This window comes from Pantoea sp. M_9 (assembly GCF_008631385.1).
In the GTDB taxonomy this organism is placed as follows: Bacteria; Pseudomonadota; Gammaproteobacteria; order Enterobacterales; family Enterobacteriaceae; genus Pantoea; species Pantoea eucrina.
This window is the reverse complement of the sequence record NZ_VWUF01000002.1, coordinates 250,766-266,654: the sequence shown is the minus strand read 5'-3', so window position 1 is coordinate 266,654 and position 15,889 is coordinate 250,766. Positions and strand designations below refer to the sequence as shown.

Genomic DNA, 15,889 nt, shown 5'->3' with positions numbered 1-15,889 from the left:
AAGAAATGGATGCAACCATCACGAATAACAGTAAAACCGACGGGCTAAACGTATTCAATCGAGAAGTCTGTGAGTCCTGAAACTGCTTGATGCGGCTTTGGTTTGATTTCAGGTTGTTTATCAGGAAGGCGCCGTGTTCTGATACAAATCCTATGTTGCGCTCAGACAGGTGTTCTACGGTAAGCCGTGCCTCTGAAGCATCGGATACTGGCGTACCGCTCGTTAAGGTCAGAGGCTTATAAGAAATTTCCATAAAGCTGTGCTTATGTCAGGTACAGAAGCTGATACAGCGTGTCGGCACATCCATGTCATACATTAGCACGAAATATTTTAATTAACTCCAGACGGCAACCTCACAGGCAGAGCTTTGAAAAGGAGATGTGCTGACCCTGGTTACATTACGCTTAAAGCAATACGACTGCGGTTTGGCCTGTTGAAGGTGAGACAGCAATACCGATCCTAAGGTGTATCCCGTTGCAAGCCACAGTCCAGGCACGTTCAGGAAACGGTTAATTAATGCGTACGGCTGTATACAGGGTTAACCAAACCGCTTTACCTGGCACTCTTTCTGCCATAGGGTCATCAGGGCCTTCTACGAATACTTTTATAAAGCCTGTCTGTCGCGCGCTGTGCGAGCGTGCATCATGTACAAAGCGTTAACTTTTCGGTAGGGGTAATAGTTCGCACTAAGAAACCAGTCTAAAGAACAGGAAAGTATCAGAGACTTCAACACCGTAAATCCTGCCTGCGTCAGTTCTGGTTGCGGTCTGTTTTCTTCCTGTGGTTACCTGCTGCAATAACTTTTCGCCGACAGTGTCTGCGTTTACTGCATGAAAGAAACCTTTTGGGCTGGGAATTTCAACCTGAAATAATTACATAAAATGTATAATATTCAATTACTTAAAGGAAAAATTTTAAGGGTAAATTTTTCACTATGCGCAAAGCAAAGCGCTTCACAGTGGAGGGCTGGCAGTGACGGCTTAATGCGCATTTACAATGCGTTCAGACTTTTCTTGCCATGTACAATATTTTTCTGAATTGCAAAAAATGTTGCACATAACATTTCAGCACGTACACTGGTACAAAATTTGCCAACGGAGCGGAGTAATGAAAAGTAATTATGGTGGTGTGGACGAAACGGCGCGCAGAGCCAATGCCATGTTGCGCAGCATGAGCGATGACATCATTGATAAGCGCCACGAATTTGGACTCGATCAGTATTACCAGACGTTTACCCGCAACTCCGTAGCAAACCTTCCAAAACTCAGTCGACGCGCGGTCGAGCAAGCCATTGATGAAATGGAAGCCCGTGGCCATGTGTTTAACCGCAAAGAAGCCGGTAACACTCGCCCCTATGCACTGACCGTGCAGGACGTGGTAGACATTTATGCGCATCGTGATGTGCCTAAGTACCGCGATATTCACAAAGGCGAAGGGCCCTTTGTAATCTTCGTTGTGAATCTCAAAGGTGGCGTCTCTAAAACTGTCAGCACGGTGACACTGGCTCACGGGCTGCGCGTGCATCCTGATTTGCTGCAATACGATCTGCGCAACCTGGTCATTGATCTCGATCCGCAGGCATCCAGCACAATGTTTCTCAATCATGCCAACAGTATCGGGTCCATTATGGAAACAGCAGCGCAGGCAATGCTCAACGATCTGGATGCAGAACAGCTACACCAGCACATCATTCAGCCAACCATTATTCCGGGTGTGGATATCATTCCAGCCTCAATCGATGACGGCTTTGTGGCAAGCCAGTGGAACGATCTGGTCCGTGAACACCTCCCGGGTGTGCTGCCCTCAGAAGTCCTGCGACGTAATATCATTGATCGGGTCGGGGATGATTACGACTTTATCTTTGTCGACACCGGACCGCATCTGGATGCATTTATGCTGAATGCCATTGCGGCAAGCGATCTTCTGCTGACGCCTACCCCTCCGGCACAGGTCGATTTTCATTCCACACTGAAATATCTTACGCGTTTGCCTGAAATGCTTGAGCAGCTGGAGGAGGAGGGAATCAATCCGCGTATTAAAGGAAACATTGGCTTTATGTCCAAAATGACCTCCAAGCGGGATCACGAGATGACGCACGGTCTGGCACGTGATGTCTTTACCTCTTACATTCTGGATGCGGCACTCCCACGCCTTGATGGTTTTGAGCGGTGTGGCGAAACCTTTGACACCATTGTCAGTGCCGATCCGCAATCCTATCCTGGCAGTACGGAAGCACTGAAAAATGCTAAGCGCGAAGCCGAGCGTTTTACACAGGCTGTGTTTAAGCGAATCGAATTTATCAGGAGCAGCAAGCCGTGAAAGAAATGAAAAAAATGGGCCGTACGCTCGGCAATTCCAGCTTTTCCCGCATGCTGAGCGAAACAGAAAACGCCCGCATTTTTGTCCTGAAATCGGGTGCAGAAGCGCGTTTCACTCTTACTAAAATTCTGCACGATGATATTGAAGCACACACCTATGTTGATCCGGCGATCAACGGTCGGGATCAGGCATTCCTTACGCCTGAGTCTGTGAGCGACATTTCGCGAACCATCAAATTACAGCAGTTCTTTCCTGCGATTGGCCGGGAAGTAGAGGGACGCATTGAAGTCTTGGACGGATCACGGCGACGCGCCGCGTGCCTTTACAGCGGGATGCCATTTGAGGTGCTTATCACGCGAGATGCGCTGACACTGGCTGATGCCCGCCAACTGGCTATCGATATTCAGACTGCCCGTGAGCACACACTGCGTGAGCTCGGAATGCGTTTAAAGACCATGTACCCTGCAGACATGACGCGTGCTGATATCGCCGCCGCTGAAGGTCTGTCGCCGGCAAAAGTCACCCGGGCTTTTCAGGCAGCCGAGGTGCCGGATGCCCTGATTGCGCTTTTCCCGGCGATGGCTGATTTGTCTATCAGCGATTATCAGACATTACTGGAGAGTGCAGAAAAAGCCCATCTTAAGGGCATGACACCTGAGGCGCTGGCCGCTCAGGTGCGTGAAAAGATCCCCACAGGTGGGTCTGAAAGCATCGATGAAAGTGCGCTTAAAACCCGCATACTCACTGCCGTTCGCCATGAAAGTATGGCTGCCGTCGCAGCGAAATCTGCTAAAAAAATCACTGTTGAGAAACTCGCAGGTTTTGCTGATAAAAAGCAATTTGCGCGCAAAAAAACAGATGCAGAAAAACGCCTTGTGACCTATGAATTTTCCCGCCTTCCTGCGGCATGGCAGGCAGAACTTGATGCAGCTGTTCAGGCTGTGATGGAAAAAATGGCCGCTGAGGCATCCCACTGAATTACCTCTCACATAATTCATTCTGTCATTTCATCTGAGGTGACAGAATGAATTTCCCCGGACTTTTTCAAGTCTAACCTGCTGAAATAACACTGATAACCCACATTATTTCAACCTGAAATTCCCACATCATTCTCATCTATTGTTACTGCAGGCCGTGCGACCCCATCAGAACGAAGCGAGGTACAGCCAACTGTGCTGCCCCCATCTGCAGGTGCATCTGCCAAATACACCACAGCCCACACCGCATTGCCTTCAGACCCGCACAGCTATCTCCGGATACCCAGCTCTGATGGTTTGACAAAGGCGTGTGCGGTTGCAAATCCTGAACGCAGCTATGCCATTTTAAAGGAGAAAACCTTGAGAAGGTTCCCATGCGTTTTTGTTTTTAACTTATTGTTTTTTTCTCGTCAAATGTCATTTATTTCAACCTGAAATTCCCGGTTTTCATGCTGACAGCGCTAACGCTTAAGCAAGAACATCGAGACCGCTATAAGGCATAACGCCTGAAACAGGTGTGCCCGGCAGGGCATGATGAGCCAGGCGCGTTTACTGAGGCGGCAAATGCCACACTGGATATCAGCCATGAAGACAGAGTCACCGTCTACTCAACATAACCGCGCTCACGTGCCAGTGCCTGACGTGCATAGGTTGACGTTTCATGCATTAACCCGGACCCAATAAACTGTTCTCATTATGCGAACTTACGTTGAACGCTTCCCTGCGCCTGATTTGCAAAAACCCTAAGTAGGCGAAACCAGGGCTTGCGCGGGGCGCTGAGCGCAATCGCATTGCTCAGCGGATTGTGTCTTCAAGACACATCTGTGCTGTTCATCGCTCATGTGCAAAATAGCACCTATTCAGGTCAGCAACACAGGGCAGTTACACTGCCTCAAAAACAGGTTTAAGCGGCTTCAGGCTCGGCCATCTGTATGCCCTTCCTGTACAGAACTCTCAAAAGACAACTGGGTGTATCGGGTATTAGTCAACGCTTATAAAGGGACAGAAATAACGGATACTTTACGGGACTGTAAATGCACCTGTGCTGCCCGGGAAACTGCGGTTCTGCTGTAACAATACACGCTGGCAAAGCATGCGCATGACCAGTTGGTGAACGCGTAAGGATTAAAACAAGCTGCCTTTTGACAACAGGTTTGCAAAGAAAGGCTGTTAGCAGCTTAATATTGGTCTTTTCAATGTCAGCGCACTGACGTTCAGCGTGTTTTTTGTTGCTTTGCTGGTTTTTAAAAAAGCAACGCGTCTCTTTGCTGAGGTGCTCTGGTGCATCGTTCATTCAGGAGAGAAGTTATTTCCTGCATCTTCACCAGCACGTGCTTGCCGTTCACCTTTGCTGCGAGGAGGTGGGTATAACATGGCAGATAAACCGGAACAGCTGAAGAACAGATACATTGATGCGTAATCAGACATGAATGCAGGAAAGGGCAGAAGAGACTGTTTGTCATCTTGACCATAAGTTGAGCACGAGCCAGCAACAGGCTTAAGGTCTGAATGCATCACTGGCTTCGGAATGCCTGATGAAAATATGTACTATCGTATTTTTGATGAGCAATATCACCCGTAAATCTCCTCAACCAGAACGCCAGTGATGGTCAATTCGTCAGGATGCCCGATGCCTGTTAATAGAATGCTTTATTGTTAAAGTACCCGCAGTTCAGATTGCTTTTCCAGTCCCCCCAGGCAGCTGATGAAAACATGCCTGATCATATTTTTCTGTGTTGTCGCAAATCATCAGAGCAATAGCCTGCGCTTCACCAGCCTGTTGTGTGTGGCATTCAGCAATTACGTCCACAATGAAGTCCTGCGTTTGTCTCTGCTGTTATAAAGGTCAACCGCACCTGTTTAGGGATGTGCGCTGACGGGAAGATTCAGTAGTGAGTCAAAGGGGGGGCCGCTCTGCATACAATACCCGGATGGCAGCCAGTCAATATTTATGGGTACCTGGATAAAACCATGACACAGCTGTTTGTCTTTTTGAGTGTGATGCGTTGAAAAGTAAACACAAGCAAAGGAGCGGGTCACAAATATAAATTGTTCTTCTGTTGCCTCTATGTGCAGAAAAAGAGTCTGCATACTGTGGTCGCGCTTTAAGCCGCGTACAGAGTACTTTGAGAGACTTTTCATCAAAATGGATACCTACAGCTTAAAAGGTCCTAAAGCGCGTTAAATCAGCTTACAGAGCGATTAAAAACCTATCAGAGCTTCCAGCTCATTTAACTGTAAGGATTTTCAACACGCATGCGCTTTACATCACGCTTGAGGAATACCATAGCGACATGCAGCACAGCCTTTGACTTTCGGATGGCCATTTTCAACAGCAGTAGACAGGCAGGCAAACATCTGGTGCTACAAAATCGCCAAAACCAAAAGACCAGCCCTGCCAGACTTCAATGATCTTCACATGATCAGAACACTATTTGTGATCCAGTTGCGCTCTATAGCTATCTGGGCCCCCTGCATGATGTATACAGATATCGGGCTTCAATATCCCGTTTTACGCACCGCTTTCATAAAAGCGTCATGAAAACATGGAATTATCTTTACCCGAGTTAATCAGCAGCAAGATTTGAGTTGTACTGATGTGTGCTGGAGGGAAAGCAAAAATTTGGATCGATGTGTGCTGGCGGGAAAAGCAGATCTCATCGATGTGTGCTGACGGGATAAAACGATCTAATAAATGTGTGCTGGCGGGATTGGTGCGCGATAAGTGTATGTGGGTGTGCGCTGGCAGGTTTAATGAGCAGCAGGATTATAAAGAGAGGAGGAGGGAACCTGCAGCGGCTCCCTGAATGTGCGCTGGCGGGTAAACTACGTTTAATAATCCAGCAGGCGCGACAGGCAAATTGAATATTGCAGGCCCTCTGGAAGCAACGTACCCGCCAGCGCACATACAGCACGATCGTATCCTCCCAGCACACATTTTCATAAATCCAAAGGCTTAAGTTTTGGATTACGTTTATGAATAATAAGGTGATTTTCCCGTTCTTTCCTTACCAGAGAAAACTCCAGGTAGCCAATTTTCTGCAACTGATCCAGCGCTTTTTTGATCGTCCGGTTCTGTTCACTCACCGAACTGGTAAGGGAAAGCCGCTCACGAAGGCGCGCAAACGCAACAGGAACAGGGTTGGCAGGCAGGCTTTCGATAAACGTGTAAATGGCCTGCGCAGCTTCCTTTTTAGGCAGTGCCCTGATGGCATGATGTTGCAGCAGAACCCGATAATCCAGCTGGAATAATTCCCACAGCTTTTCATCAGCTTCCAGCCTGACGATATCTTTATCCGCGTCAAAATAGCCGGTTTTGAGCAGCCCTGTTTGATAACTACCGCGTACGTCTGCACCCCGTTTGAATGACACGGATTTATTACGTAATTTCCCCAGTGACTCATGGATTGAGCCCCGCAGGCGCGCGTCAATGCGTTTAGAAGTGAATCCGCAACCTTTGGCAAATTCAGTAAATTTGAGCTCTATCTTATTGGAATTAAGGCCATATTTACTGAATGCATAGATAACGCCTATCCAGACTTTGAAGTCACAATCCATATCCAGCCTGGGTCCGGAGATGTTGATATTGTCATAACCTTCGGCTTTGGCGATCTCCAGCTGTGAAAACAATTCAGAGGCATCCACAACGTTGTTCTCACCCTGAGATTTGGTCGGTTTGGGAACGAAAACCCCTAAGCGCATCAAAGCAACTGGCTGAACTGTGTTGTTGGAATTAACAGTGAGTTGTTTTCCTTTACTGACCATGTCGCTATAGAGCGCATCGGCTATAAATGTTTTATCCTTCATAAGGTTATCTCAGTTTATCCTTCAGCAGTGCCTGTTGTGGATTAAAAATAAACCAATCCCACCAGCACACACAATAGCTCCCACCAGCACACATTGCCAGCCCGCCAGCACACATCTTTTTCCTGCCAGCACACATCAACTTCCCGCCAGCGCACATCACGATCGGGGCTCAGCCCAGAGATGACGCGGCTTTGAGCCTACCGGGATCTTTTAGGAACTATAAGGATCTGTATGGAAGATCTATTGGATCTGTCCTGTGGATTTGTGAATAACTTAACGCTTTACGCTCTTTATCGTGTTCTACCGCGCCTGCGGCTTGCTCAACGCCTGCGGGCGCTACAAAAAATTTGCAACGCCCGCAGGCGTTATCTGTAGCAATTCTCCTGTATCCATAGCAGAGAGATCTCATCCTGAAGGCTTAATAAAACATTTCGGTTTCACATTACTGACCTGAACCACTTAAAAGACAAACGCATGAATTGTTTGATCTCATAGTGCTTCAAAATAGTCCCCTCTGTCGCTGAAAAAAGCATTGCCTGTATTCATAAATCCTTAATATTTTTCATTTAAATACAGAGCAGTAATCAAACCGCGGAGGATATCGAATGGCTTCCAGAGGCATTAACAAAGTCATACTGATTGGACATCTCGGACATGATCCAGAGGTACGTTACACGCCTGCCGGTAACGCCGTCACAAACCTGACCCTGGCAACGTCTGACACATGGCGTGATAAAACCACAGGTGAACACAAAGAAACCACTGAGTGGCACCGCATTGTACTGTTCGGCAAAGTCGGAGAAATTGCGGGTCAGTATTTGCGCAAGGGATCTTTTATTTACATCGAAGGCCAGTTACGTACAAGAAAATGGCAGGATCAAAATGGTCAGGATAAATACACAACTGAGATCGTTGTAAACAGCACCGGCACTTTGCACATGCTTAACAAGCGGGACACCAGTGGCGATATCGATCAGCCCTCACACACTTCACACTCTTCAGAAAGGGTAGAAACGCCTTTTACTGAAAACGTTCAGCCATCTTCATTTGATGATGACATTCCATTTTAAAATTCTGTGCGTTTTTGCAAAAAAACGGGGAGTACGGGAATCACACCTCCCCGAGCAGAAAAGGCTGACTGCAACTCTGCAGTCAATACCACTGCCAACAGGTCAGGGCAGTCAGGCCCGTGTTTTGCGATAGCCTAAACGTTCCAGCTGCCGAGGCAGTTCTATCCACGTGCGACAGTTAAGTTTACGCATAATGCTTTTTCGATGATGACTGATGGTTTTAATACTCAGTTTCAACACTGTGCTGATATCAGTCAGGCTGCGATGAGTGGCCAGCAATCTGAGTAATTCAAATTCCCGACGCGTAAGCGCGCCGCTTACGCGAAGCTCCTTATCAATGCGAGTGTGTACGGGACTAAGGCATTCAGCACCAAACACATGCGTCGTTAATGTCGTCATATCACTGCGTTTTGAAAGGATAGGCACGCCGGGTAAAACGCATTGCAGATAGCCCAGCAACGCCGCTTCCTCACTGTCTGTGAGAATAACGAGACGTGTCAGAGGCGATATGCGCCTGAGTTCAATCAGTACCTCTGTCAGGGCTTGCATATCCAGTCCACATGCACAGACTTCACTGATAACCACATCTGAACGTGCAGCAATGGTTAAAATATCCTGAGGCTGGCCTTCTGAAAGCAGCGTGGTCTGAATGTGACGTGCATTGAAATAGTTTGCGATGCCGGCGGCAATCCACTTGTCGCTGTCTATAACCGTTAACGTAAACATGACTCCTCCTGTCTGCATGGAGGTAGTTAACCTTACAATCAGAAGGGATTAAATCGGATAATATTTCAGCAATTTGTATGAAAGCTCTGTATTGCAATGCCAAACAATCCTGTAAAAATCATTACTGATAAAACAGGACAGCCATCCGGAAACCATTCGTCTCTGAGTTAAAGACGTCCAGCGAGTGAGGCAGGGAAGGTATCGTTTGTGGGATTCAGGCAGAGGCAGCGGGCAAACATAGCCGCGACCCAGGGCGCACTACAGCAATACTATACCGCACACGGTACCCGTCAGAGCACCATCAGTCCAGCGCATGACGCCGGGCAAAATCCAGTAAATCCCGATGATTTTCCAGATTCAGCTTGTGCATCAGTCGGGTCTTATAGGTACTGACCGTTTTATTGCTGACTTGCATGCACGATGCAATCCCACTGATATCGATCCCTTTGCTGAAATAGCGTAACACCTCAAATTCACGCCGCGATAACGTATTTAGCCGCGCTGTATCGGGGTCTGGTCCCTGGCTAAGACAAGCCTGATGTGTGTGCAGTGGAAAATACCCATAGCCTGAAAACACTGCAGACACGGCGCCGGTGAAATCCGAGAGATGATTTTGTTTGCTCACAAATCCATTTGCGCCTGCTTTCAGGCTTTGTGCCGCGTAGTGCTCCGTATTCTTACCGCTTACCACGATAACCGGAATATGAATATCTTCAGCACGTAAAGATGCAATAGCCTGAATTCCATCGATACCGGGTAAATCAATATCCATGACCAGCGCCTCTGCGGCAAACCTGCGTACAAGATGCGTTGCATCTTCACCTCTGTCTGTCTCAGCGACGACAGTATGACCGGCTTGCTCCAGTAAGAGACGCAGGGCAATACGAGCCAATGGATGATCATCAACAACAATAAATGCAGCCATAATTCACCTGTTCAAAAAAAACACACAAATAATAATCCGCAATTTGAAATCGGCAAAGTTATTATTTTTGTCGTCAAAAGACTACATAAAATGTCATGTAATTTTAAAATATAAGATCAATGATCATTCCTTTTTAACCAAGAAAGTTCTGTAGTCAAATGACTACAAATGTCTCGCCCCAATCTTATTTATTGATGACTAAGAATTTGACACAATAAATTTAAAATAAGGCAGGGTAGAATTTAAGAGGAAAGGAAAATGAAAATTATATGTAAAGATAAAGTGAACGATGAACTTATTCGTCCATTGACATGGACGGCTGTTACCGCCTTTTCGTTGTTCATCTGGAGCCTGATTGCTATAGTTTTTTTAGCTAAAACAATAGGATGATGACTTACAAAGCGCAACCTGTTAGCCTTGTGCGAAGATATCTACAGATTCCGGTGCTTAACACTCGATTGCTCAGGAAAGTTTTTACACTGTGGCTGATCTAAAGTCTGCACGCTTTTTTTGTAATCTCAGTTAGCTAACTATTTTGATAAAAATTCAAAAGCATAGGTCGGCTTTACCCACCGAGGCAGAAGGTGTGCACAGTGCTAATAAATTAGCAGCCTGTTTTGAATACAGCCCAAAAATTTGATGAAAAAGTAAAGCGCCAGTCAAGGCGCTTAAATTTGTTCCGGCTATTATGATGCCGTCTCCTGTTGCTCTTGTGTTCAGAACGAAGCAGGTTGTTTATCGTGGGGAGTATTAAGGGCTTTGTGTGACGGAGGTAAATGTTCATGACATTTTACCGGTGCGGTTTCTGGCGTTTTCAGCGCACACCACGTTGATAAAACACCCAGCAGGGAAAAAATCACTGCGGGTCCTGCCCATCCCACCATGCTGTATACCCCGGTTGCAATGAAAGGCAACAAACCTGCCACCACGGATGCCGCGTTGTACCCCAGTGAGATGCCGGATGAACGCAGATGAGGCGGAAATTGCTCTGAAAACCAGCTTGCTTCCACAGCAAAGATTGGGTCATGACTGAATAACAGAGAAAGAGAGATCGCCACAATCACCAGGATAACGGCACCGGTATTAATCAGCATAAACATCGGAATGCCAAAAGCTATGGTAAACAATGCGCCAATCAGGAACACTTGCCGGCGGCCAATCCTGTCACTCAGCGCACCGTAAAACAGGTGGCTGCCCAGCCCCAGCGCAGAGCCTACCAGCGTGCCCCACAAAATATGGCGCGTATCCGTTATTTCCGCGAGAACCACATACGAGAGCATAAAACTCGTGGTGATATAATAACCGCCGGTTTCTGCCAGCCTGAGTCCCACAATTTTCATGATAGTGCGCCAGTCGCGGCGTATCACTTCAAGCGCTGGCTGCCGGACGATCTGTTTTTCTGCCTTGGCTTTTTCAAACGCAGGCGATTCCGCCACACTCATACGAATAAAGATGCCTATCGCAACCATGACAAACGAGATCAGAAAAGGCATACGCCAGACCCAGTCGCCGTCAAACAGCGCACCAGACAAAAGGAACGCGCCATTTGCCAGCAGCAGGCCCAGAGGAATACCTAACTGCGGCACGGCCCCATAAAAACCGCGTCTTTTCGCTGGCGCATGTTCAAAGGCCATCAGCACCGCGCCTCCCCATTCTGCCCCAAAACCGATGCCCTGAATCATACGTAACAGAATGAGTAACACAGGCGCCAGGATTCCGGCCTGTTCATAGGTGGGCAGAGCGCCAATCAGTACTGTGGCGAGCCCCATCGCCAGCAGAGACCAGAACAAAACGGTTTTCCGGCCATACCGGTCACCAAAATGTCCGGCAAGATACCCGCCCACCGGGCGCATCAGAAATCCCACCGCCAGTGTGGCAAAGGCTGCCATGATGCCAATGATGGGTTTATCTGTATGAAAAAAAATCTTACCAAACCAGGCTGCAGCGGCTGTACCGTAGATAAAAAAATCGTAGCTTTCTACCGCTGATCCAATCATGGATGCAATCGAGACTTTAACCGGGTTGCTGTCCGGTTTTGCAGATGCCATATGCGTATTCATACCTCACCTCCGTTTTTATGCTGAGCGCAGACGCTGAATCATTGCGCCCAGGTCTCAATAACCCGACTGTCATCGCATTGCCCCAGACCTGCCTGCGCCGCTGCCTGATAACGGGCATGAGCGACCTGAAGAAGCGGTACTGCCGCCCCACAGGTATGGGCGGCCTCCGCCACAAGGCCGCTGTCTTTGACAAAAATATTAATGGCACTGGAGATGGATACCCCTGTATCCTGGAGCATCCGGGGTCCTCTGTCGGACAGCATCCAGGATCCGGCCGCGCCGCCTTCCACCAGCGACAGCACCTTAGCCGGATCCAGCTTAAGTGCGCGCGCGAGTTGCAATGCCTCAGCCGCAGCCACAATATGCACGGCACATAAATGCTGATTGATGACTTTGATACCCTGACCTTCACCCGGCTCGCTGCCCACGATTTTTACCGTGCCCATTGTCTCGAGCACAGGGGTAACGTGGCCTATCGCCGCAGCGGCACCGGCTGCAAAAATCACCAGCTCGCCTGTACATGCGCGCGCGGTTCCGCCGGTCACGGGCGCATCAATGACACAGGCACCTGCCTGCTGCAACCGACACGCCGCCGCTGAAAGTGCATCCGGTCCCACCGTAGACATAATGATCCAGTGCTGGCCTGAAACCGTGGGTAACGCCTCTTCAAGTAATGCGGCCAGCTGCTGCGGGGTGGCCACCATGACAATTACCGTCTCTGCACGCGCGGCCTGCGAATAATGCGCGACTGTCTCTATACCTTGTCTGCGGGCTCGTTCGCGGGAGGCGTCAGCCACATCCACTCCCAGTACCTCATGCCCGGCTGATTTAATCTGGAGTGCCATAGGTAATCCAATGGCGCCTACACCCACAAAAATAATGCTCATGACGTGCTCCTTACTTAAGCCAGGTTTTTACCGTGTTTACGATGGCGGAGACGGAAATGCCATAACGGTCATGCAGGGTGGGCAGGGCGCCCGCTGCCAGAAAAGCATCAGGCAGGCCAATGTGCCGAAACTGCGGCATCACCTGCGCGTGGATCAGGGCCAACGCGATTGCTTCCCCCAGTCCCCCGACAACGCTGTGATTCTCCATGATCACAACCAGCCGCCCCTGCCGACGGCACTGGGCGATAAGGGTATCGGTATCCAGTGGCTTGATCGTGGGCACATGCAGTACGCCTGCGTGAATATTGTCCTGGGCCAGCGCTTTAGCCGTTTCCAGCGCGCGCATAGTCATGATGCCGCTGGAGATAAACAGCACGTCGCGGCCATCCTGCAGCAAATGGGCTTTGCCCAGCGTGAACGTATAGTCATACTCGTCCAGTACCAGCGGCACTTTTCCGCGCAACAGGCGCATGTATACCGGCCCCTGATGCGCTGCGGCGGCCGCCACTGCCTGTTCCGTATCCAGCGCATCACACGGGTCAATGATGGTCAGGCCGGGAATGCCGCGCATCAGCGCAATATCCTCTGTGGCCTGATGACTGGGTCCATAGCCGGTGGTGAGGCCGGGCAGAGCGGCACAGATTTTCACGTTCAGGTGCTCTTCTGCGATGACCTGATGAATAAAGTCATAAGCACGACGCGTGGCAAAAACTGCATAGGTTGTGGCAAACGGGATCATGCCTTCTTTGGCCATGCCACCTGCGGCACCCATCAGCAACTGTTCGGCCATGCCCATCTGGAAATGGCGCTCAGGATACGCCTCAGCAAAAATATGCAGATCCGTGTATCTGGAGAGATCGGCTGTCATCCCTACAATTTCAGGACGCGCCCTGGCAGCTTTCACCAGCGCGTGCCCGAACGGAGCCGTGACAGTTCTTTGTCCTTCTGCGGCAATTGATGCAATCATGGCGGAGGTTGTTAAACGGGGCTTTTTCTCTACAACGCTCATTGGTATGCCTCCCAGGCCTGATCGAGCTCAGCAATAGCCTGTTGCCATTCATGGGCTTCCACCCGAATAAAATGATTTTTTTCACGCGTCTCAAGAAACGACACGCCTTTGCCCATCAGCGTATCCAGCAGAATCACGCGCGGTACAGGCATCCTGAGCGCACGCGCGCGATCAAATGCCGATTTAACGTCCGCAATATCGTTGCCGTTTATGCGCTGAACATGCCAGCCAAAGGCCTGCCATTTATCTGCCAGCGGCTCGAACCCCATCACTTTTTGCGACGGACCATCTGCCTGCTGCTGATTAATATCCACGAGCACAATCAGATTACTGAGCTGGTGATGAGCGGCGGACAGGGCGGCCTCCCAGGTTGCGCCCTCATCAAGTTCGCCGTCAGACATAGAGTTATAGACAAAGGCATTGCTGCCTTTATGACGCAATGCCAGTGCCATCCCCACACCGATGCTCAGTCCCTGGCCCAGCGATCCGCCGGACATCTCCATGCCTGGTGTATAGGTAGCCATACCGGACATCGGTAACCGGCTGTCATCAGCCCCATATGTGTCGAGTTCGGCTTCCGGGATCACGCCAGCTTCGATGAGTGCGGCATAAAGGGCTATGGCGTAATGGCCATGCGAGAGCAAAAACCGATCGCGTCCCTCCCACTCAGGATTTGCCGGATCGATGTGTAACGCATGACACCAGGCCACGGCCAGAACATCTGCCAGACCCAGCGCCTGGCCGATATAACCCTGTCCCTGAACTTCTCCCATCCTCAGCGCAAAGCGGCGGATACGCCAGGCGTGCCGGGCCAGTTGACGGCGAACGTCATCCAGCGTTATGTCAGATTCAGCCAGTGTGCTCATGTACTCTCCTTACTGGTTGTAGTAGTCAGGCCGACGCAGATAATCGCTGACGGGCCGACGGCGTGTTAACGTATGCATGCACTGTTTTCATCCTGTGCTACACCGGTAATGAGGTAAGGGTTTTCGCACATGGCCAGCGAGCACGGGAATTCTGTCTGAGGTCATGAGGTTATGCCGCAGGCAGCAGGCCTGACAAAATCAATTTTTACACCTGCAGGTGAAAAGGATTCATGAATGTCGCTATTGCGAAAAGCGCCTCTGAATTTGCTGCGTGCGTTTGAAGCGGCAGGTCGGACCGGTGCGTTTAGTCTTGCTGCTACAGAGCTGGAACTGTCACCCAGCGCCGTGAGCCATGCCATTCGCAAGCTGGAAATGCTGCTCAACATCCGGTTGTTTGTGCGCAGTACGCGTGAGATCACGCTGACAAAAGAGGGGGCCCTACTGCTTGAACATGTTCAGCGCGGGTTTCATGAAATGCAGCAGGGTCTGTCGCTGATCACTGCCGATGAGAGCCGGCCGCTACGGGTGCACACTGCACCCAGCTTTGCGCATCAGTGGTTGCTGCCCAGACTCGGTAGCTTTATTCAGGCGCATCCGCATATTGATTTGCGGCTTTCAGCCAGCACTGATTACGCCCGCTTTGAGCAGGACACATATGATCTCGATATTGTCTATGGTGAGCCCCGTCCGTCACCCTATGCAAAAATTCCACTTGCAGTAGAAGAACTTACGCCACTTTGCTCACCGGCGCTGGCCGCGCAGTTGAAAACACCTGATGATTTGTATGCGTTGCCGCTGATCCAGTGCGATGTGCAGCTCTATCAGTGGAAAGGCTGGTTTCAGGCAAACGATCTGACGCCGCCCCGGCATTATGGGCTGCGTTTTGATCGCAGTTTTATGGCTATCGCGGCGGCCGTGGACGGGCTGGGTGTTGTGCTGGAATCCACACTGCTGGCCGAGCGAGAGATTGCCAGCGGTAAACTGGTGTGCCCGCTCATCAGCACCACCAGTGAAATTCACTACATTGGACATTACCTGGTATTTCCTCAGCACCAGCAAACGCATTTTGCCCGGGATACGTTCAAAGCCTGGCTGCTCAGTGCGCTGAATCTGGCGCATCTGCGATGATCGGGTTCACATTCTGGCGGGAGAGGAGATAAGCATGACGCTGAAATGCGTAAGGGGTTTTGTGAGCCAGCTCTCCTGTTACACCGGCACTGCCGTTCTTGCTGAACAAAGAGCG

The 15,889-nt window shown here is 49.8% G+C and carries 12 protein-coding genes; 4 read left to right on the top strand and 8 right to left on the bottom strand.

Annotated features, from left to right (window positions below):
• The first annotated feature begins 1,107 nt into the window (after positions 1 to 1,107).
• Together F3I15_RS05130 and F3I15_RS05125 are read left to right on the top strand one after the other, a co-directional pair.
• Positions 1,108 to 2,319 carry an AAA family ATPase gene (locus tag F3I15_RS05130; RefSeq protein WP_071669367.1) on the top strand — a complete coding sequence of 404 codons (1,212 nt, stop codon included), beginning with the start codon at positions 1,108 to 1,110 and terminating at the stop codon, positions 2,317 to 2,319.
• Positions 2,320 to 2,324: 5 nt separating this feature from the next.
• Positions 2,325 to 3,296, top strand: a complete 972-nt coding sequence (locus F3I15_RS05125; protein WP_150017195.1) for a ParB/RepB/Spo0J family partition protein — start codon at positions 2,325 to 2,327, stop codon at positions 3,294 to 3,296.
• A 1,672-nt stretch (positions 3,297 to 4,968) separates the two neighbouring features.
• Here F3I15_RS05125 and F3I15_RS18170 read toward each other — a convergent pair.
• Complete coding sequence (locus F3I15_RS18170; RefSeq protein ID WP_190314924.1) at positions 4,969 to 5,106, bottom strand: hypothetical protein; 138 nt, start codon at positions 5,104 to 5,106, stop codon at positions 4,969 to 4,971.
• A 1,130-nt stretch (positions 5,107 to 6,236) separates the two neighbouring features.
• Positions 6,237 to 7,103 (bottom strand): RepB family plasmid replication initiator protein, encoded by an 867-nt coding sequence (locus F3I15_RS05120; RefSeq protein ID WP_071669366.1) that lies wholly within the window; start codon positions 7,101 to 7,103, stop codon positions 6,237 to 6,239.
• A gap of 605 nt (positions 7,104 to 7,708) precedes the next feature.
• On the opposite strand from F3I15_RS05120, the gene ssb reads away from it, so the two are divergent.
• The gene (ssb, locus tag F3I15_RS05115; protein WP_150016827.1) at positions 7,709 to 8,173 is read left to right on the top strand and encodes a single-stranded DNA-binding protein; all 465 of its coding nucleotides are present in this window, start codon (positions 7,709 to 7,711) and stop codon (positions 8,171 to 8,173) included.
• Between the two features lie 111 nt (positions 8,174 to 8,284).
• Here the strand turns inward: ssb and F3I15_RS05110 are convergent, their stop codons facing one another.
• From F3I15_RS05110 to F3I15_RS05085, 6 genes are all read right to left on the bottom strand, one after another.
• A complete protein-coding gene (locus tag F3I15_RS05110; RefSeq protein WP_190314922.1) occupies positions 8,285 to 8,899 on the bottom strand; it encodes a LuxR C-terminal-related transcriptional regulator in 615 nt (204 codons plus the stop codon).
• Positions 8,900 to 9,200: 301 nt separating this feature from the next.
• The gene (locus F3I15_RS05105; protein WP_150016825.1) at positions 9,201 to 9,824 is read right to left on the bottom strand and encodes a response regulator; all 624 of its coding nucleotides are present in this window, start codon (positions 9,822 to 9,824) and stop codon (positions 9,201 to 9,203) included.
• Positions 9,825 to 10,540: 716 nt separating this feature from the next.
• Positions 10,541 to 11,884, bottom strand: coding sequence for an MFS transporter (locus F3I15_RS05100; RefSeq protein ID WP_150016824.1), 1,344 nt, complete (start codon positions 11,882 to 11,884; stop codon positions 10,541 to 10,543).
• Positions 11,885 to 11,922: 38 nt separating this feature from the next.
• Entirely contained in the window at positions 11,923 to 12,771 is an 849-nt protein-coding gene (locus F3I15_RS05095; protein ID WP_150016823.1) for an NAD(P)-dependent oxidoreductase, read from the bottom strand.
• A 10-nt stretch (positions 12,772 to 12,781) separates the two neighbouring features.
• On the bottom strand, positions 12,782 to 13,780 hold the full coding sequence (locus tag F3I15_RS05090) for a transketolase family protein (protein ID WP_150016822.1): 999 nt from the start codon (positions 13,778 to 13,780) through the stop codon (positions 12,782 to 12,784).
• Entirely contained in the window at positions 13,777 to 14,646 is an 870-nt protein-coding gene (locus F3I15_RS05085; protein ID WP_150016821.1) for a transketolase, read from the bottom strand. Before F3I15_RS05085 ends, F3I15_RS05090 begins: the two co-directional genes overlap by 4 nt.
• A 234-nt stretch (positions 14,647 to 14,880) precedes the next feature.
• On the opposite strand from F3I15_RS05085, the gene F3I15_RS05080 reads away from it, so the two are divergent.
• The gene (locus F3I15_RS05080; RefSeq protein ID WP_150016820.1) at positions 14,881 to 15,774 is read left to right on the top strand and encodes a LysR substrate-binding domain-containing protein; all 894 of its coding nucleotides are present in this window, start codon (positions 14,881 to 14,883) and stop codon (positions 15,772 to 15,774) included.
• Positions 15,775 to 15,889: the final 115 nt, after the last annotated feature.